Below are 19,675 nucleotides of genomic sequence, written 5' to 3'. Positions count from 1 at the left end.
TCATGCCAACTCCCAAGGGAAGCAAATGACTCTCGAACTTCAAGAAATTGAAACTCAGAATCAAGTTTTTGAGAAAGTCAACGAGACTCTGGCCGCTCGCCCTCAAACTTTTTTCTCCGGTGAGGCCACTCCTGAGGATCTCTTCTACTCGGCTGACGGTCTCAGCTGGGAAGAGTACCGGGACAGCGGAATCGAACCCTCATTTTCTTCGGGGCTGGACGACACCACGAAGCTGAGAGAGGAGTTCCTCGCGGGTGCTGTCCTCATGGGATTGCATGGTCCCAAAGCGTGGAACGACAAGAACACTCTGCTCCCCCAGACGCTGAAACCGCAGCAGCTCCGCGTGTGCGACGCCCTGAACTTCGGTCACAAGTTCTTCGGGCTGATGCTCCCCCGGCGCTCCGCTAAGACCTCCTCGCTGCTGGCTTGGGCACTGGGACGCTGCAGCACACGGGAGCGCTATCTCGTGGCGTACACGGTCGCCACCACAGCTCTCAAGGCTCGCGAGAGGTTCCATGGAGAGATCGTCCCGGGACTGGAGCGGGTCTTCCCAGACGCTAAGAACCGACCATTCAAGATTGTCAAAGCACCCGGACGCGAGCGCATCGTGTTCGACAACGGCAGTGTGCTGCAGGTGCTCCCTCCGAAGGGTGACAAGTTCCGCTCAGACGCCTTCGATCTCATCATCATTGATGAGAGCGGAGAGGCGGATGCAGTGATGTCCCTCGACCTCATGCAGGGGGCGCTGTCCACACTCGACACCCGGGCACATGCACAGTTCATCTTCGCGGGGACTGCCTCTCTTTTCCGGAAGGGCAATCTCCTGTGGAACGCGCTCGAAGACGGACGCAAGAAGGCGAAGTCATCGGGCCTGCTGGAGTACTCAGCCCCGGACACCACCACAGAAGCCGAGATCCAGAGTTGGGAACCCTCTGAGGAGTTCCCTGAGAGCCACGTTCGCGAGCTTCTAGAGGCTGCACACCCCGGGCTGGGGACGCTCACCACCCTAGACATCATTGAGGGCAACTTCGGGAAGCTCGAACCGCTAGCTTTCGCACGCGAATATCTGGGTATTCATGGCCGGGTTGGGGGCGCATCCTTCCTCGATCAGGCCAAGTTCCTCGCGGGAGGTGTAGAGGGAGCCATCCCCGAGCTGCCGCCAGTGTTCCGCTATGCGTTTTACGTGCGACCTGACCAGCTCAGCGCTTGCATTGTCGCCGCGTGGCGAGTCGATGGGAAGGCCCACCTCCTCGTGCTGTCGCAGTTCGCGGGAGTCGATTGGCTCTACAACTCCATCCGGGTTCTCAACAAGAGGTTTCCGCGCATCCCCGTTGTCCATGACGCAAAAGGAAACTGGAACTTGGCAGAGGTGGAGAAGCTCCAGCGCGCCCGACCGCGCCCCCGAATGGAGCCACAGACTTGGCCGCAAGTGACTACAGCCGCCGCGACTCTCAAGCGGGATCTCGATACGGGCAATGTCGTGCATTATCAGCAGGATGAACTCATTGAGGCAGTCAAGAAAGTGGTGAAGCGCGGCACTGCGACTTCCGCATTCTGGGCCTTCGGCATGGCTGACCAGACCGACAACGTAGGTGCTGTCGTAGCGGCAAGTTTGGCCTTGAGATCGTACGACCAGATCAAGCCCCGAGTGCCCGTAACGCCCATTATGGGGGACTGAAAACCCAGTAAACATATGGCCTGATCGGCATATACGCGCGCGGCCGATACTACAAGAAATGGGTATCCTCTCCGCTTTCCGCCTCTCGCGTGCGACCACCGATTACCTCGCTGGCCCCACCGCTTCCATCGCTTCGCCATGGTCTGAGGGAGAGCTTCAATCCGTTGTATGGTCGGATGTCTTCGGGACTCTAGAGAACCTCCCTCTCACCCGTATCGAGGCACTCTCCATTCCGGCTGTCGCGAAGGGCCGGAACCTCCTGCAAGCCACCATTCCGAAACTCCCGCTTCGCGCTCTGGACGAGAACGGTGTCCTCGCTGAGCAGCCTGAGTGGCTCTCACGGACGGACGGTCTGGTCTCCCCGTGGCAGCGCATGGCGTGGACTCTGGAGGACTTGATCTTTTTCGGGTGCTCCATCTGGCTCGTTGAACGCGACGAAGCGGGATACGTCACCGACGCCGACCGCTGCCCGCCTGAGCGCTGGACCGTAACCAACGGAACGATCCTCATCGACGGTGCCTCAGTCGATTCAAAAGACGTTCTTTATATCGCCGGTCCCCACGAAGGCCTTCTCACTCTCGCATCTCGCACTCTTCGCGGTGCGCGGGACCAAGAGACAGCGTGGGTTGGACGCGTCAAAAACCCCATCCCCGCGATGGAGCTAAGCGCCAGCGGTGACATCGATCTCACGGACCCCGAGGTTGCCGCAGTCGTCAAGGCGTGGTCAATTGCTCGCCGTAATCCTGATGGCGCTATTGGCTACACGCCAGCCGGGATCGAACTCAAGACTCACGGGCAGCTGTCCGCAGACCTGTACACCGAAGGCCGCAACGCAGTGCGCGGCGACGTTGGCTCGTTCCTTGGAATCCCAACTTCGATGATGGACGCCTCGCTCGATAAAGCGAGCCTCAATTACGAGACCGCCGACGGCAAGCGCAGCGAGTACACGGACTACTCGATCCCGCTGTGGATTGAACCCATCCAACAGCGCCTCTCTATGGATGATGTGGTGCCTCCCGGGCAGCGCATCCGCTTCGATCTGACCGACCTCATCGGGGCGGCTCCAGCTGCTACCGGTGCGCCCACTGAGGACTGAGGACCACTTATGACTGATCTCATTATCGAGGGTGGAGCGCTTTTCGCCACCGTGAAGGACCGCACCGTTCGTGGAGTCCTCATGCCTTGGGGACAGGCCTCGCGCCAGAGCCTCACCACTGCTCCCATCACCTTCCCCCGGGGCACTCTGAAGGCTCCACGGGATGTCTCGATTGTCTCCGCGAACATCGAACACGACCGATTCACGCCGGTTGCACGAGCCACCTCTATCGAAGACACCGAAGCCGGTCTAGTCGCTGAGTTCTCCGTTGCCGACACTGACGAAGGCGACGAGCTTCTAGCGTCCATCGCCAGCGGCAAGCTGTCCAAGCTCAGCGCTGAGGTCAAGGGCATTGTGCGAGATGGATTGTTCGCCGTCTCCGCGATCCTGACCGGTGCGGCCTTCACCTCAGCCGGTGCTTTTGAGGGCGCTGGACTCTTCGCTCTCGCTCCAGACCCGGACGCTCCCGAGGCTCCAGCTGCTGACGAGAACGCCCCCCTGGCCCCCGACGCAGACGGCGATATTGCCATCTCAGCGACCGAGATCCCCGCCACGGTGACCATCACTGCTGACGGTTCAGAACCCACCATCTTCACCCCACCACTACCCCCAGAAGGCGAGGCCCTAATGGGCGCTGCACTTGTACCCGGAACCACACTAGAAGCCCCCGCTGCACCTGCTGGGACCTCTCTTCGCGAAGTCGCACAGGCTCTCGCACTCTTCGCCAACAACGACGACCGCAGCGGCCTTCAGTCGCTTGAGGCTCGCCCCGATAAGGACACCGCGCTCTTCGCTCTGAACGATGTGAAGATCACCACGGCTGGCTCTGTCGGAGCGACTGCCGGAATCCCTCAGCCTCAGTGGCTGGGTGAGCTTTGGAGCGGTCGCACCTTCGAGCGCCGCGTTATTCCTCTGCTCTCGCAGGCAGCGCTGACCAGCTTCACGATCAAGGGTTTCCGTTGGCTCGTGAAGCCGACCATGGCCGCATGGGCCGGTGACGGTGCAGCCGTTCCGACGAACACCCCGACCACCGAGGCTTACACCGCCACAGCTGTCCGCTATGCGGGCGGGCACGCGGTCTCGCGTGAGTTCCGCGACTTTACAGTCGAGGGTTTCTGGGAGGCATACTTCGCCGCAATGACCGACTCCTACGCAAGCCTGACCGACTCCGCAGCTCTCGCCGCTCTGGTAGCTGGTGCAACAACCGTCACTGCCGGGGCAGTCCCTGCGGGTGCCAACTCTGGCCTCGTTTCCATCATTGACGGAGCTATGGCAGTTATCCCCACGGCTGTCCCATCGTTCGCCATCGCCGCGCCGGATGTGTACCGCAGCATCCTGCTTGGTAAGGAGATCGACCGTCTGGCGTTCCTCAACACTTCGCTTGGTCTTGAGGCCGGAACCATTGACAACTTCCGCGTGATTCCTCACGCCGGGGTTGCCGCTGGAAAGGTACTCGTTGGTACCTCCGCAGCAGCCACGAGCTACGAGCTGCCGGGTGCTGCACCGATCCGCACCGAGGCGCTCGACCAGATCCGTGGACAGCTCGATGAGGCTCTGTTTGGTTACGCGGCAGTGACCATCAACAAGGCTTCTGGCCTCGCGCTGGTCTCGCCAGCCGTCTAGCAACTCACTGAGGCGGGGACGATTCCCTCCACCCCGCCTCAGTGCACCACCTCATTTTTCGAAACTGAAAGGACAAGCCATGATCACAGCATCTCCGCTCAATCCGCTTGGACCTTTCTGGGCGGCTGACAAGCCCGCTGGAACGTTCACCGTTCAGCTCGACAACGACAGCGAAGAGATCCCGTACACGACCGCTACAGCCCTCTTCCGGGACACTGCCAGCGGCTACAGCTTCACCATCGCAAGCACCCCGATTGTCGAAGACGAGATCGACTTCGCGTGGCCTGTATTCAACTCATCCGGGCTGTACGAGATCCTCGTTACGCTCGCTGACGCTACCGGCCACAAGGTACGCCTCAACGCTCTCCCCCTAGTCATTCAGGCCGCAGACGGCTGGCACACTTTGGACTCCGCGCGGTCTCAATGGATCGATGCACCAGACCCGGATGACGTTCTCTTCATCCTGCTTGAGTCCGCAAAAACCCAGTGCCTCGCCTTCGCACCGAACCTCGAAGCAGCCGCGCAATGGGTCCCAGCTCACTATAAGCAAGCCCAACTTATGCAAGCCCGCGCCCTCTGGCAGAGCACCAAGGCAAACGCTTCTGACTCCATCAATGCTGAGGGATTCACGGTCACCGTCTTCCCGATGGACCGCACCGTCAAGAACCTCCTCCGACCCAAGCGAGGCGTTCCGAGTGTCTTCTAAAACCGTACGCGCGCAGCTGGCCGAAATGCTCAAACCGCTGCTGCCGAAGAAGTGGGAAATTGTCACCGTAGAGCGGGATCTCGACATCAAGACAGCTCCCGTCCTCCGCATCTCTCAGCAGTCAATCGTGCGCCACCCGCAGGCACCGCTTGGCTCCCTGCTGGTCTCGTTCATCGTTCAGATCATCGCCCCGGGAATTGATTTCTCGAAGAGCGAGGACCTTCTTGACGACGACGTTATGACCCTGATTTTCGCAATCGATTCACTCGGTGGCTCCATCGCGTGGACCAGCTGCCAGAAGGGGCAAGTGGGCGACTCGCTGGCCTACGTGCTCGACCTCACCATCACCGTAGACAAACCCTAAGGACCACTCTCATGGCTCAGATCGCAACCGCCCCAATCGTCCTGAAGGACGCACGATTCCTCGTCGCAGCTGACTCCTACGAGTCCGCAGTTAGCGGGGTTACCTTCACCCCCAACTCGTCCACGGTGACGTGGAAGGGCCTCACCCCGACCAGTACCTACACCGGCACAAGCACCGCAACGTGGACCTGTGAACTCGCCTACGCGCAGGACTGGACCACGACCAACTCTCTCGCTCAGTACCTGCTAGCGAACGAAGGCAAGACCATCGTTGCCAAGTTCATTCCGCAGACCGCTGCAACTGGGACCGTCCCGACCTTCACGGCAACCATCATCATCACCCCGGGTGCCATCGGTGGAACCGTCGATGCCGTTGCCACCGCGACGGTCACTCTCGGAGTCATCGGACGCCCGGTCCTGACCGTCGCAGCGGTCCCCGCGTAACCACCCATTTTCTCGATTTGAAAGGAGTTCCCGAGGTGCTACAGGTAGACGCCAACACATCCCGGGAACTCCGCGCCATCATTTTCGCGATGGCTGCTATGGACAAGACAATCGCATCTCAGATCCGCAAGACAACCCGCGCCGCCATCGTCCCGGAGTGGAAGTCCACGCTGGCTCAGCACGCGGATACGCGCCTACAGCACCGAGTCCTGGTCTCCACCGCAGCGGCCACCGTGACCAACTTGAATGTGAAGCTCACAGCCGGATCTAAGGGCAAACCGCTTGCGGGTGGACTCGACCCAAAGACCGCAGCAGGACCCGTGGAGTTCGGCGCAGACCAGCAATCGGAGCGCACCTACGTGACCACCTCCCGTAAGGGAAAGTCCTACCGCGTGACCCGCCGCACATCCGTGCAGCTCGGTCCTCGACGCCGCGCAGGTAAGGCCTTTTATCCAGCGGCAAACGAGATCATCCCGCGCGTTCTCGCGCTCTACGCGCAGACAGTTGTCCGCACTCTTTCAGACGCTCTTGAGGGCAAATCAAATGGCTAAACCCCTAACAATCAACGTCGCGGCGAACACCCGCGATGCCGTACGCGGCGCTCAGGACATCGGGGACGCACTAGGCGAAGTCGCAGACAGCCTCGATGACGTGGGCCGGGACGGTGGCCGTTCTGGTGACCAGCTCGCTGACGCATTCAACGACAGCCGCCGCGAGGCTGGCCGACTTGACGGCGCTCTTGAGGACCTCGCAAACACCGCCTCACGCTCATCCCGCACAGCTGGGGATGACGTAAGTAGCAACATGCGGCGCGGAACGGATGACGCTCAGGAAGGAATTCGTGAGGTAGGAGAGGAAGCAGCGGGGACCGCACGCGAGACCGCTGCTTCCTTCGACGGCTCAGCCGATTCCATCGTGGGCGCATTCCAAGAAGTAGCTGCAAACGCATTCGCGGGGTTCGGTCCGGCGGGCATGATCGCCGGTCTTGCGGCTGCTGCCGGAATTGGACTGATTAGCGCTCACCTCGCCAAGGGAGGGGAAGCGACTGACGAGTTCAAGGAGAAGGTAGGCGCACTCACTGCCGAGCTGCTGGAGGTAGGCCGGGAGGGTGGACCATCTCTTGAGTACGTTGTGGACCAGCTCAAAGAGCTTGCCGCCGCCACCGAAGACGGCACGACCAATCTGGGCGACCTCCGCGACGTAGCGGACCGAGCTGGCTCCAGTTTTGAAGACCTCGCAAAGATCTACTCAGGCAACACGGACGAGCTGAGCAAGCTAGTTCAGAAAAACAAGGATTATTACGCAGAGCTTGAGGCTCAGGCCGACCGGCCCGACCTCACCCCGGCGCAGACTAAGGCGATTCAGGAAAAGATTGTTGCTCAGGAGGAGTACAACAGCTACCTGTTTGACGCCCGCGACAAGGCGAATGCTGCTGCAGAAGCAGAGGCCAATTACGCCGCTGCCGGTGGACCTGAGATGGAAGCCAAAGTTGCTCTCATTGAGGCCATCAACACCGCCTACGACGACGCAGCCGGGGCTGTAGAGGACTACATCTCGGAAGAGTCGGGACTATTCGACACTGAGGCGTACGTCACGGCCATGGAAGCGAAGCAAGAGGCGCTCCGTAATTACCAAGACACCCTCGCCAGCTCGCCCCTCAGTGCTCAGGCGAAGGCCTATATCAACTCCACTGGTGTCGATTCCGCCGCGCAGCTCCTGCAGGGTTACGAGAGTGCCTCTCCGGAGATGAAGGCTCGCCTCTCGACCATCTGGAACGAAGCCGGTAAGACCTCCTCAGGCAGCTACACCGGCGCGCTAAAGGACGGGATCCCCTCCACCATCGACGGGCCGACTGTAGTACTCGGAGCGCCCGACACAGCGGCTCTCTTCCGGGAGGCACAGAACAAGGTCAAGGGCTATGGAGTCCTCAAAATCGAAGCACAAACATTCTTGCGCCCGGGAACGGCTGTGAACTGATGACCACGATCACTACACCGAGCGGGACCGTAATCACTCCCACTCTCGTGCTGGGATATGCCTCAGGCAGGGAGTCCGCCAACATCGTGCACACCATCTTCGGACGCTCCGACCCAGACGTGACGTTCCTCCCCGCACCGCTTCGCACAGGTTCACTGGAGCTGCTGTTTGCCACCCGCGCAACCGCGTGGGCAGCACTCACCGCACACGCCGCTGCAGGGTCTTTCCGTCTCGCAGACACCGACCTACCGGAACTCAATATGAGGTACGTCCCGACAGGGCAGCTGTCCATTTCCCTCGACCCGCAGACACTCGTGCAGTGGCTCGTGACCGTCCCTTACTCAGAGGTGATTCTGTGACCCGCCTCGACCGTCACACCGGTACCGCACTGACCGCCAACGGCACGCAGCTGGCCCTACAAAGCGCCGGGGTGACTCTGGACGAAGGATGGTCTCCGTACGTTCAGGCGACGCTCACAGCCTCGATTCCCGATGACCTCGACGGACTGAATCCGCTGGACGACGACCGCGTGCAGGTGACGCTCACACAGTCGTTCACAGCCTCTCAGCCGGTCTCCGCAATGTCCGCCGCATGGGCCGGTGAGAAGCTCTCGGGACTCGCTGGGACGTATGCCACCGTGGCACACATGTCGGCTCAGTTCGGTCTCAGCCTCAACACAATTCCTATCCCGGCGACGACACGGACGTTCCTTCTAGGCATTCGGTCACGAACAATCGATCACCTTGCTGGGACGATGGTCCTCACACTGGCATCAGACGAAGCCCGCGCACAAGACGCCAAGCGCCTCTCAACCGTTGCGCTCGCACCGTTCACGCGATCTCTACATCAAGCTGTGCAGTTCGGACTTGCCACCATCGGCGCATCGGTGATCATCAACGCGCCCGATTTCGTACTAGAAGTAGACGCAACCGAGTGGCTCCCCGGTGTGTCAGTCTGGGACTGGCTCGCGCCCATGGTGCAGGCAGCGGGGTACCGGCTCTTTTCTGACGAGCGAGGAGTCTGGCGACTCACCACCAGCCCATATGAACCGGGCGGAACCTTGGAGCTGTCACCGTCCACGGGGCTAATTCAGTCACCTGAAACGATCTCCCGTGAATCCGATTGGTACGACGGAACCGTGATCGAATACACCGGAGATGGCTTCCCCCGCTACGACATCGCCGCCGTGGGGTTCAGCCGCACCCGCCTGCTGTCCCTGCCGACCCGCTACCCGGGACCCGGCGCAGCTGCTGCCGTCAACCAGCGCAACCTAGCACGGGGAATCACGCTCTCACCGCGCGCTGTCTCCAACTACGACGCAACCCCGGGGCAGGCCCTCACGGTGGAGCTGCCCGGGATCTACAACCGCAGCGGATTTCTTTCCGCTGTTTCGTTCGCACTGCCCGATTCCGTGATGACCGTCACGCCCCGCGACATCACCAACTAAGGACCCGACCATGCCACTCGACAGCCGAGGAATTTACAAATACACCGAGACAGAAGACGCTTCCCTGGTCTCCGACCTCCTCAACAAAGGCATGACTTCTGTCTCAGATAAGGTCTTCGACATCGGAGCGGCCCTCGACCAGCTACCCTCTGACACCGATGGGAAAATGACTGAGCGTATCGCCGCCAACGCCGCACAGCGAGACCTCATCTATCCACCACCCACAACACAAGTTGGCGAGATCGCTCTGCAGGCCCGGGGCGCATCCGTGTGGCGTAGTGACAAGGGATGGACGGAACGCTTCTACGGCCTGCACGACGCCACCCTGAACCCTGCCGGTGTTGGTGTGGGTGCTGGCTGGTATCCCGAATCGGGGCGCATGCCTCGCGCTGCACAGCACCGTATGTCCACGAACCTTCAAACGATCCCGGTGGCAGTCATGACGCCGGTCACCTTCCCGACTGCCACTCGTTCATTTGAAACAACCGGACCCGCCCTGAACTGGGAGACGAGTTACAACGACGAAAGCGGGCAGTTCTACTTTCCGGTGGCAGGCCTATACCGGGTCGATGTCCAAATTAACTGGGCCGGTACTACCGAGACCAGCCGCCGCCTCGTGCAGATCTACAACCCGTCCACCCCGGGGGATCCGGTAACTATTGAGGAATCGCGGCCTTCCGCCACCAACTACGCGACCGTAAGCAACCTATCCGCCACTATCCCCGTCGGGCTGGCATCAGCACTGTACGTCCGGGTATACCAGAACTCACCAAGCCCGGTGAACGTTTACGGTCGTGTTGCGTTCACCTATCTGGGTGTTCGCTGATGCCTACTTTTGGAACCGTGAGGGGGCAGTTTGTCCTCGATGTAATTGACGGACCCGACGCTGACAGCGCCCCGGATCTCGTCACCGCCACTGGTACCGTCTCATTCCGCGCCTCTGTCGGAGCGCTGGGAAATGTCGGCAACACCCCTAACCCGGTGTCCGTCATCCGCTCGGTCATCACCGGCGTTCTAGACCCTCAGGGATACCTCTGTACGCCGCTGAGCGATGGCGCTACGCCCGGTGCTCGCGGTGTGCAGCTGCTGGCTACAGACGACCCCGAGAACGCTCCAGCGGGCTGGGTGTGGACGGTTGATTACAACCTGTACAGCCCCGATGGCACGCGACTCGATGAGCCGAAATCTCACGACATCGCTCTACCAGCTGGAGCGGAAGTCTGGCTCACCACAGTCATCCCTTCAGAGGCGGCTCAGGGTGCCATCCCGCTCCCGCAGGCCGAAGCTCTGGCAGCTGCTGCACTCGGAGCTGCCATCGCCGCACGCGAGGCTGCTCAAGACGCTGAGGAGTCCGCAGAGGAGTCCGCTGCTAGTGCGTGGAAGGCAGCTCAGGACCTCGCCGTCATCAAGCAGGAGCTGGCGGAACATTACGTCCGAACCGATCAAGTCATGATTGGGATCGACACCGATGGAGTCCCCTACTTCGGGCACAATATCCCGTTTGAGAACGCCGTCCCCCTGCTCACAGATGAGGATGGCGTTCCGTATCTGATGCTGTAACAGAATCCGCATGACGTTGCGCAAACGAAACTGCAACGCCGTTTACATTGGCGCGTGCAAACCGTTTACGAAACGACCACACCTGTGAAACGAAACAAGGCGGGTTTGCAAACAGAACTTCCCGTTTACAAACCCGCCCATGTGTCGCAATTGCGACACATCAACATGTAGAGTTAATACAAGTTGGTTTACTGCTTTACTAACGCGATAACTAACGAACAAGCAAGATCACAAGAATTACCAACGCATTGAATCCCGGTGTTACAAGCACCGCTTGGATTTGCGTCACTAATGCTGGTGAAGGACTTTTCTTAGCCATTTGTCCTCCTTCCGGTATTTAGTTGTAAACGCCCTGAAGGTGAGATTTCAGGGCGTTTTGCATGTCGGGCAAGAACATCTCGTCAATACATAATCAGGATGTTCCTAACCGATGTGTTCAGTCTACCGGCCCGTGCGCACACCTTTTGTGGACACACTGGTGGGCTGATTTCAGCACGCTATAGGCGAACGAACTCCCGACATTCCGGCGTGTCAGTTCTTTCGCCTCCGCTCTTCAAGGGCATCCCGTTCCGGGCTTGATGCTCTAGGGGCACGCGGATGCATGTACCCCTACTAGCTCTTAGTTGCTGATTTCCGGCTTCTCGTCGTCTTTGCTTGAGAAGAATCTTTCTGTCAACATCGAGACGTTCGAAGTCCACGAACTTCCCGTGTCACTGTTCTGGAGATCATCGAGGAAAGCTGAGACCTTCGTCGACTCAGTGATCAGCAGCACCGTCTTGACGGGTTCCTCATCTGTGGTGCCATCAAGGACGAGCCACTCAGGCTCTCCGAATTCGATCAACTTGCGGACGACCAAGAGAATTCCCGCCATGTCGTCGGTCGTGCCGTTGAAATCTTTGCCGTCAATCGTGATGGTTGCCATGCGGTATTCCTGCTTTCGTTATATCTAGACGACTGCCCGCCTATGGGCATTCCTCAATGTAACGTTTTTCCACGATGTTGTTCGTGGCGTGGGTGTCATCGCGAAACGAAAAAATGGTGGGCGTCCCGACAAAAATCTGTCAGGAAGCCCACCATTTCGTTTTCAGTTGAATTATCTATTTGGGTAACTCAGTTGCCCATTCGGACAACTAATCTGGAAAGATAGCAAATGCCAGTCTTCAAACAAGTCACTGGCTATCGCACCATCACTATTGCGAGTACTGCTAGCAGAGCGAAGCCGGGTGTCTCAAGCACCCGGCTTAGCGCTTTAACTGCCAAAGGCGGCGGCCTTTTTTTCTTCGCCAACTTGTCCTCCTCTCTGTGCTAAACGAACTTTCACGGTTCATCCCTATCGGTATGTTCCCGGGGACATCTCCACTGTACGACGCGTATCCGACGATTTACGGCCATCAGAATTTTGTTCGATGCACGTAACGTTGGACTTCGGCGTGTCGCTGGCTCGCGTGAGTTGCAATTTTGCGGTAACACCGTGTGGGTTAGCCTGCTTGTTTTCATCGCCGCGTCGAGCTCCTCCGTCACCGCGGAGGTGTCGCCGATAGCGAGGCCGGGAAGCAGCGCCCCTCCGTCGCCGGGCAGACCGCCCGCGACCTCGCCGAAGGCACTTCGAAGCCCGTGCGCCCAGTTCAGGTACCACGGCGGAGGTGCGCGCACCGTACCCGGGCCGGACGCGAACAGGAGGTAGGCGGCGTCATCTCCGGGTTCGGTGACGACCAGTTGCCCGGCGACCTCGATCGTGGCTCCGATTCCCACACGCTCCGGTGGCGCCCCGTCGAAGACGAGCACCGGCACGGCGGCCAGGGCGACGGGAGCTTCGCCCTCCGCGATTGTCAGCAGGTTGGCCGACACGGCGAACGGCCCGGTGCCGATGGACTCGCTGAGGACCACAGTGAGGGTCACCGCGGTGCCTTCGCGCGCTGCAGCGGTGAGGATGGGCGGGCTCCGGTGCTCGCTGCGCACCGCCGCAACTGTGACGACCAGGGCCACGGCAGCCGCGACAACTCCGGCCATCACGATCGCTGAGCCCGTCGTGGAGCCGATCGTGGAGCACGTCAGGGAGCCAGTCGTGGCGCGACTCGTGCCCGCGAACAACGGCCCTCGGGCAGTGCTCCGGGTGCTCCGGGACGCGCGCGCCAGCGCAACCGCCGCCAGCGCCGCGCAGAGCGCCCAGGCGGCGACGGCGCCCGGCACCAGCAGTTCGGGGCTGCCCAACAACACAACGGCGGCCAGCCACGCCGCAGCGGCGGGGAGGGTGATGCGCAGATCCACGGGCATTCAGACCGTTGCACTGTCGCGGAGACCGTCGACGGTCTTCTCGCCGATTCCTTCGACGTTGAGCAGGTCGTCGACGGTGGAATAGGGTCCGTTGGCCTCGCGCCAGGCGACGATGCGCCCCGCGAGCTCGGGGCCGAGGCCGGGCAGGTCTTCGAGCGTCGCGGCGTCTGCGCTGTTGATGCTGATCGTCCCCGCGCCGCTCACCCCCGCGCCGCCGGCGCGCGTGGCTGCGCCCGTGCCGGTGCCCGGTGATCCGCCGGGAGACGCGGGCGCAGCGCCCGCCACGGGAGCGGCCCCCGCGGAAGGCACCACGATCTGCTCCCCATCGTTGAGGAAGCGGGCGAGGTTGAGCTGCGTCTCATCTGCCGCCGGCGTCAACCCGCCCGCAGCAGCAACGGCATCGATCGCGCGGTCACCCTCGCGTAGCTCGTAGAGCCCGGGGTTCGCCACCTCCCCGAGGATGTGCACGAAAACCGCTGGCGCGCCGTCGGTCACCTCCACCCCACCTCCGGGAGGCACAGCGGCGTCGGCCGAACCGTCACCAGCCGAACCGGCTCCGGACGAACCGGCCGCGGCAGACCCAGACCCAGATCCAGCCCCGAACGACGGTGGTTCGATGGTGGTGGAGCCACCGTGGGGGCTCAGCGCCGCCACAAGCACCGCGACAGCCACCGCCAGCAACACAAGCACCACGCCGGCGCCGATGGTCAGGCGCCGACGCCGCGGCTGATGCGCTTCGGTGATCTCCACGCCCGAAGACTAAATCGGGCTACTCCCCGCGCCGCAGGACGGCCTCGGAGTTGTGGAGTGACAGCTAACGGGTAGCGATGTTCACGATACGAGGAGCGCGCACGATGACGTTCGCGATTTCCTTGTCCCCGACCGCACGGGTGACCCCGACAGAAGCCCTGGCCAGCTTCTCGAGCTCTTCTCCACTGATTTTCGGAGACACGGTCGCCTTGTCACGCACCTTGCCGTCAACCTGGAACACCGCGGTCACCGATTCTTCGACTAACAGAGCGGGATCGGGCTTGCGCCATCCTGCCTCCGCGACCGTCGGGGTGCGACCGAGTCGCTCCCACATTTCCTCGGCCGTGTACGGGGCGAAGAGGCTGAGGGCGACCGCAATCACCTCCGCCGCCTCGCGCACCGCTGCGTCGCCGCCGCCGGGGCCCGAATCGATGGCCTTCCGCGTCGCGTTGACAAGTTCCATGATCTTGGCGACCACAACGTTGAACTTGAACGACTCCACCAGGCCCGGTCCTTCGGCGAGGAAACGGTGCGTCTGTCGGCGCAGGGCCACGTCCCCTGTTCGCCAGCGGATGTCGGGGTCGCTTGTCACGTCGCCGGAGAGTCGCCACGCACGAGCTAGGAACTTCGCGGAAGCCGCGGGCGAGACATCCGCCCAGTCAATGTCGTCTTCTGGCGGGCCGGCAAAGGCCATCGTCAGACGGATCGCGTCGACGCCGTGCTCGTCGAGCTGGTCGCTCAGGCGCACGATGTTGCCCTTGCTCTTGCTCATGGCCGAGCCCTCCATCAGCACCATGCCCTGGTTGAGCAGAGCGCTGAACGGCTCGGTGAAGCCCACGTAGCCGAGGTCAAACAGCACCTTGGTGATGAAGCGCGCGTACAGCAGGTGGAGGATCGCGTGCGTCACGCCACCCACGTACTGGTCGACGGGGGCCCACTTGTCGGCCTCTTTCGGGTCGAAGGCCTTCGTGTCGTCGTTGGGGTTCAGGAACCGCAGGAAGTACCAGGAGCTGTCGACGAAGGTGTCCATCGTGTCCGGGTCACGCAGCGCCGGGCTGCCGTCGCGCGGATCGGGGACATTGACCCAGTCCTCAGCGGCCCCGAGAGGCGACTGGCCCTTCGGCTGCAGGTCGAGGCCCTCGGTCGGCGGCAGAACGATCGGGAGCTGGTCCTCCGGCACGGGCACAAGCTCGCCGTCCGCCCCGTGAATGATCGGAATCGGGGTGCCCCAGTAGCGCTGGCGGGAGATCAGCCAGTCGCGGAGGCGATAGGTCTTTGCTGCACGCCCGGTGCCGGCGGCTTCGAGCTGCACGATGATCTTCTTGATGGCGTTGGACTTTGTGATGCCGTCCAGGGGACCGGAATTGATCATCCGACCGTCTCCGATGAGCGCCTTGCCTGTCGAAATCGGGTCGAGCGGCGGCAGGTCCTCCGGGAGAATGGCCTGGCCGTTCTCGTCGAGTTCCAAGACCGGGATCGTCGTCGTCTGGGTCGCGTTGGTGTCGAGCACCACACGCACGGGCAGGTCGAACTTGATGGCGAAGTCAAGGTCACGCTGGTCGTGGGCGGGCACGGCCATGACCGCTCCGTGGCCGTAGTCGGCGAGCACGTAGTCCGCGGTCCAGATCGGAATCCGCTCACCGCTGGCGGGGTTGACCGCGTACCGGCCGAGGAAGACTCCGGTCTTCGGCCGGCTGGCGTCCTGGCGCTCGATCTCCGTCGACTTCTGCACCCGCTCCAGGTACTCCTGGAACGACGCGCGCACCTCGACGCTCGCATCGTCGACCAGCTCGGCCGCGAGGTCAGAGTCGGGCGCCACCACCATAAAGGTCACGCCGTACAGGGTGTCCGGGCGGGTGGTGAAGACCGTGATCTTCTCCTCGCGGCCCTCGATGACGAAGTCGACGTCGGCGCCGATCGAGCGTCCGATCCAGTTGCGCTGCATCGCAAGCACCTTCGACGGCCAGCGGCCCTCGAGCTGGTTCAGGTCGTCGAGAAGGCGGTCGGCGTAGTCCGTGATCTTGAAGTACCACTGGGTCTTCTTTTTCTTCACGACGATTGCGCCGCTGCGCTCAGACGTGCCGTCGGCGAGCACCTGCTCGTTCGCGAGAACCGTCTGGTCTACCGGGTCCCAGTTGACCCAGCTGTCCTTGCGGTAGGCGAGGCCCTTCTCGTACATCTTGAGGAACAACCACTGGTTCCACTTGTAGTACTCCGGGTCGCTGGTGTGCAGCACCCGGTCCCAGTCGAAGGACGCGCCATACCGCCGCATGCTGGTCTTCTGCTGGTCGATGTTCGCGTAGGTCCACTCGCGCGGGTCGATTCCACGCTTGATGGCGGCATTCTCCGCGGGCAGCCCGAACGAGTCCCACCCGATGGGGTGCATGACGTTGAATCCCTGCTGGCGCCAGTACCGAGCGATCACGTCTCCGAGCGCGTACGCCTCGGCGTGACCCATGTGCAGGTCTCCGGACGGGTAGGGGAACATGTCGAGCACGTACTTGCGCGGGCGCTTGTCATTCGGATTGTTGCTGCTGAAGGGTTTGAGTTCGTCCCACACCCCGAGCCACTTCTCCTGGATTCGTGCGACGTCGTATCCGGCGGGCTCGTCGGAGGGGATGCGGTCGTGCTCGTTCACCACGGAAATCTCAATTCATTGCAGGGAATGGGCAACCTCTCAACGGCGTGACCGGGGAGTTGCCCGCCACAACTGTACTAAACCGAGCCCCCTCCCCGTCTTCGTCAGCGAACCCCGAGCGCCGCAAGCAGCGCGGCCGCCTTCAGCTTCACCTCGGCCAGCTCCTCCGCCGGGTCACTGAGGGCGGTGATCCCGCCTCCCGACCCGACGGTCGCACCGTGCTCGTCAATCACGATGCTGCGGATCACCATCGCGAGGTCGACCCGGCCGTCCAACCCGAAATAGCCGAACGCACCCGCGTAGATTCCCCGCGGGCGATCCTCGAGCGCGTCCAGGATCAGGGTCGCGCTGCGCTTGGGCGCCCCGGTCATCGATCCGGCGGGAAAGCAGGCCGCGACGGCATCCACCGCGGACAGCCCGGCGCGGAGCGTGCCGCGAACGGTGCTGACCAGCTGGTGCACCTGTGCGTAGCTCTCCACCTCGAGCAGCCGTGTCACCTCGACCGAACCCAGCTCGCTGATCCGCCCGATGTCGTTGCGCATGAGATCGACGATCATCAGGTTCTCCGCGCGTTCCTTCTCGTTGCCCAACAGCTCGTCGCGCAGCGCGACATCCCGCTGCCCCGTATCGCCCCGCGGTCGCGTGCCCTTGATCGGACGGGACTGCACGACACCGTCGGGGCTGACAGTCAGGAAGCTCTCCGGCGAGGCGCTGAGCAGGCAGACGCCGCCGATGCGCACCAGGGCGCCGTGGTGGGTGGGGCTCGACGTCCGCAGGCGGAGGTAGGTCGCAACGGGGTCGGGTGAGCCCTCGAGGCGAAACTCGGTGGTCAGGCACAACTGGTAGGCCTCTCCCTCCGTGATCGCCGCTGTGCACGCCGCGATCAGGTCGAGATACTGGGCGTCGCTGTAACGCCAGTAGTCGGACCCGCTCGCCCGCACGCGCGCCGGTGGCAACGCCGGTTGCGCGTTCGTCAGGCGTTCGACCACGCGGGTGCGCCAGGCCGCTAACTCGTCCGTCCATGCGTCCCCGAGGGCGATCAGGGTGACGGTCGATGCCTCGTGGTCGAACTCAACGACCCTGTCGATGAAGAGGAACGCGCCGTCGGGATACCGCGAGTGCCGCGTTCTGGGCAGGCCCATCGTCTCAAATCGCATTTCGTACCCCAGCCAGCCGACCCAGCCGAGCGAGAAACCCTCGCCATCCGGCTCGGTCTGGGCGGCCGCCAGCTCGCCGCGCAGGTAATCGAGAATCGACCCGTCGAGGGCGTCGGTGGTGATGCTGCGGGTGGCCCGCCCGATGTAGCTCTTGCCGCGTGCCGCATCGACTCCGCTGTCCAGCCAGACGACATCGGTGTCGTTTCCACACAGGGCCACGAAAGCTGCGGCTGGGTCGGTCCACCCGGGCACGGTGTGACGCAAGTTTTTGTGACGCATAGCCTAAGAGTATGAGTTCCGACGAAATTTACCGGTGGCACGAAACGACGCTCCGCAAATCAGACATCGATCTGACACCGGACGCCCCGATCGCCGTCGCGGACTCGTGGCTGGTCACCGACGGCACGGTGCTGGCCCTTGCCCTGCATCGCGAGCGATTTTTGAATGCGGTGCGGGATGTCGCCGACGGCTCAGCTCACGGCGGCGCTGTCTCGAGCACCGCGGCGGCGTTCTGGGACGCGGCGGTCGCAGCCATCCCCCGCCGCGGGCAACTCTTCCCGCGGGTGGAGCTCCGCCGCGGCACCGACGGTGACGAGTTCATCCTTCGGCTGCGGCCGGCACCGGAGGTCACGCGCTCCGTCGTTGTCGCGAGTATTCCAGGAGGAGACCCGCGCACGCAGCCACGCATCAAAGGACCGGACCTCCAGCGAATGGCGATCGAACGGGCACACGTCGCGAAGCTGGGCGCGGGCGAGGCCGTGGTGCTGACGGACGAAGGATTCGTGGTTGAGGGCGCGTACAGTGCGCTGCTCTGGTGGCGCGGCACCATCCTGTGTGGTCCGCCGGCAACGTTCGACCGCATCGACAGCGTCACCGCCCGCAGCGTGCTCGCGCTGGCGGCGGCTCTTGGCGTGGAGACGTTCGAAGAGGCCGTGACTCCCGCTGAGCTGGACGGCACAGAACTCTGGTCCGTGAGCGCCCTGCACGGGGTCAGGATTGTGACCGCGTGGGTCGACGGACCTGCACTGGCCGAACTGCCCCGCCGGCTGTCCACCTGGCGCGCACGACTTGAGGCTCTTCGTCAGGCAGCCTAGCTATGCTCGCAGAGTGACCGACTTCCTGACCTGGATTGCCGATGTAGTGAACGCCTTTGGCGCGTCTCTGAATGACGCCCTGGCCGCAATTCTCAACGTCGTCGAGTCGGTCGGACCGGTCTGGAGACTGGTCCTCGCCGGCCTGGGGATGCTCCTGGAAACCTCTGTGCTCGTGGGGTTGGTCGTGCCGGGTGACACCATCGTTTTGGTGTCCAGCACCGCCGTCGTGGGACCGGTGCAGTTCATCAGCCTTGTGCTCGTAGTGATCATCGGCTCCCTGTGCGGCGAGAGCATCGGCTTTGCCCTTGGTCGCCGCTTTGGTCCACGCATTCGTTCCTCCCGACTGGGACGCCGACTCGGCGAGAAAAACTGGATCCGCGCCGAGAACTATCTGGACCGCCGCGGCGGGATCGCCGTCTTCCTCTCCCGGTTTCTCCCCGTGCTCCACTCGCTGATCCCGCTCACCGTCGGAATGAGCAGCATGAGTTACCGAAGATTTATGATCTGGACGATTCCCGCCTCAGTGCTGTGGGCATCCGCCTACGTGTCAGTCGGGTCGTTGGCGGGCGGCAGCTACCGCGAACTATCCGATAGCCTCCATTCCGCCGGGTACATTTTCGTGGGAATCATTGCTGTCTTCGTACTCGCGGTCTTCGCCATCAAAAAGGTCATCAATCGCATCGAAGCGAGACATATGACTCATCCGCAGGCGAGCAAAACTGCTGGCCATCCAGAGGTTCCGGCGGATCCGGAAGCTCCAGTGGTTCCGGCGGTTCCGAAAGCTCCAGTTGTTCCGGCGGTTTCGGCGATTCCGGAGCCGGGACGACGAACGCGAGAGGGGACAGACGCATAAGCGCCTGTCCCCTCC

General features: G+C 62.3%; 19 protein-coding genes. 14 read left to right on the top strand and 5 right to left on the bottom strand.

Going from position 1 to position 19,675, the window contains the following annotated elements; genetic code table 11:
- The first annotated feature begins 25 nt into the window (after positions 1–25).
- From B0I08_RS01640 to B0I08_RS01585, 12 genes are all read left to right on the top strand, one after another.
- Positions 26–1,678 carry a hypothetical protein gene (locus B0I08_RS01640; protein ID WP_106209161.1) on the top strand — a complete coding sequence of 551 codons (1,653 nt, stop codon included), beginning with the start codon at positions 26–28 and terminating at the stop codon, positions 1,676–1,678.
- Positions 1,679–1,736: 58 nt separating this feature from the next.
- Complete coding sequence (locus B0I08_RS01635; protein ID WP_106209159.1) at positions 1,737–2,774, top strand: phage portal protein; 1,038 nt, start codon at positions 1,737–1,739, stop codon at positions 2,772–2,774.
- 9 nt (positions 2,775–2,783) lie between these two features.
- A complete protein-coding gene (locus tag B0I08_RS01630; RefSeq protein WP_106209157.1) occupies positions 2,784–4,397 on the top strand; it encodes a phage major capsid protein in 1,614 nt (537 codons plus the stop codon).
- Positions 4,398–4,476: 79 nt separating this feature from the next.
- Entirely contained in the window at positions 4,477–5,103 is a 627-nt protein-coding gene (locus B0I08_RS01625; RefSeq protein WP_106209155.1) for a head-tail connector protein, read from the top strand.
- Positions 5,093–5,467 carry a hypothetical protein gene (locus B0I08_RS01620; RefSeq protein WP_146134292.1) on the top strand — a complete coding sequence of 125 codons (375 nt, stop codon included), beginning with the start codon at positions 5,093–5,095 and terminating at the stop codon, positions 5,465–5,467. Before B0I08_RS01625 ends, B0I08_RS01620 begins: the two co-directional genes overlap by 11 nt.
- 11 nt (positions 5,468–5,478) lie before the next feature.
- Positions 5,479–5,910: a hypothetical protein gene (locus B0I08_RS01615; RefSeq protein ID WP_106209151.1), complete on the top strand. Its 432-nt coding sequence runs from the start codon at positions 5,479–5,481 to the stop codon at positions 5,908–5,910.
- A gap of 98 nt (positions 5,911–6,008) precedes the next feature.
- Positions 6,009–6,461: a hypothetical protein gene (locus tag B0I08_RS01610; RefSeq protein ID WP_146134291.1), complete on the top strand. Its 453-nt coding sequence runs from the start codon at positions 6,009–6,011 to the stop codon at positions 6,459–6,461.
- Entirely contained in the window at positions 6,454–7,887 is a 1,434-nt protein-coding gene (locus tag B0I08_RS01605; RefSeq protein ID WP_106209147.1) for a hypothetical protein, read from the top strand. Before B0I08_RS01610 ends, B0I08_RS01605 begins: the two co-directional genes overlap by 8 nt.
- Complete coding sequence (locus tag B0I08_RS01600) at positions 7,887–8,246, top strand: hypothetical protein (protein WP_106209145.1); 360 nt, start codon at positions 7,887–7,889, stop codon at positions 8,244–8,246. Before B0I08_RS01605 ends, B0I08_RS01600 begins: the two co-directional genes overlap by 1 nt.
- Positions 8,243–9,334 (top strand): hypothetical protein, encoded by a 1,092-nt coding sequence (locus B0I08_RS01595; RefSeq protein ID WP_106209143.1) that lies wholly within the window; start codon positions 8,243–8,245, stop codon positions 9,332–9,334. Before B0I08_RS01600 ends, B0I08_RS01595 begins: the two co-directional genes overlap by 4 nt.
- 10 nt (positions 9,335–9,344) lie before the next feature.
- Positions 9,345–10,160: a hypothetical protein gene (locus B0I08_RS01590; protein WP_106209141.1), complete on the top strand. Its 816-nt coding sequence runs from the start codon at positions 9,345–9,347 to the stop codon at positions 10,158–10,160.
- Complete coding sequence (locus tag B0I08_RS01585) at positions 10,160–10,894, top strand: hypothetical protein (RefSeq protein ID WP_146134290.1); 735 nt, start codon at positions 10,160–10,162, stop codon at positions 10,892–10,894. Before B0I08_RS01590 ends, B0I08_RS01585 begins: the two co-directional genes overlap by 1 nt.
- Before the next feature lie 619 nt (positions 10,895–11,513).
- On the opposite strand, the gene B0I08_RS01580 is transcribed toward B0I08_RS01585, so the two are convergent.
- The 5 genes from B0I08_RS01580 to B0I08_RS01560 all read right to left on the bottom strand — a co-directional run bounded on the left by B0I08_RS01580 (position 11,514) and on the right by B0I08_RS01560 (position 17,992).
- The gene (locus B0I08_RS01580) at positions 11,514–11,816 is read right to left on the bottom strand and encodes a hypothetical protein (protein WP_106209137.1); all 303 of its coding nucleotides are present in this window, start codon (positions 11,814–11,816) and stop codon (positions 11,514–11,516) included.
- Between the two features lie 395 nt (positions 11,817–12,211).
- On the bottom strand, positions 12,212–13,168 hold the full coding sequence (locus tag B0I08_RS01575; RefSeq protein WP_106209135.1) for a hypothetical protein: 957 nt from the start codon (positions 13,166–13,168) through the stop codon (positions 12,212–12,214).
- Complete coding sequence (locus B0I08_RS01570) at positions 13,169–13,918, bottom strand: ComEA family DNA-binding protein (protein ID WP_106209133.1); 750 nt, start codon at positions 13,916–13,918, stop codon at positions 13,169–13,171.
- Between the two features lie 64 nt (positions 13,919–13,982).
- Positions 13,983–16,556, bottom strand: coding sequence for a leucine--tRNA ligase (leuS, locus tag B0I08_RS01565; RefSeq protein ID WP_425432976.1), 2,574 nt, complete (start codon positions 16,554–16,556; stop codon positions 13,983–13,985).
- Positions 16,557–16,660: 104 nt separating this feature from the next.
- The gene (locus tag B0I08_RS01560; protein ID WP_106209131.1) at positions 16,661–17,992 is read right to left on the bottom strand and encodes an anthranilate synthase component I family protein; all 1,332 of its coding nucleotides are present in this window, start codon (positions 17,990–17,992) and stop codon (positions 16,661–16,663) included.
- Between the two features lie 11 nt (positions 17,993–18,003).
- Here B0I08_RS01560 and B0I08_RS01555 point away from each other — a divergent pair, with 11 nt between their 5' ends.
- Positions 18,004–18,807, top strand: coding sequence for an aminotransferase class IV (locus tag B0I08_RS01555; protein WP_106209129.1), 804 nt, complete (start codon positions 18,004–18,006; stop codon positions 18,805–18,807).
- Positions 18,808–18,874: 67 nt separating this feature from the next.
- Positions 18,875–19,660 carry a DedA family protein gene (locus B0I08_RS01550; protein ID WP_219905605.1) on the top strand — a complete coding sequence of 262 codons (786 nt, stop codon included), beginning with the start codon at positions 18,875–18,877 and terminating at the stop codon, positions 19,658–19,660.
- Positions 19,661–19,675: the final 15 nt, after the last annotated feature.

It is taken from the genome of Glaciihabitans tibetensis, from assembly GCF_003003265.1.
Lineage (GTDB): Bacteria > Actinomycetota > Actinomycetes > Actinomycetales > Microbacteriaceae > Glaciihabitans > Glaciihabitans tibetensis.
Note: the sequence above shows the minus strand (reverse complement) of the source record. Positions and strands in the feature narration are given on the sequence as shown.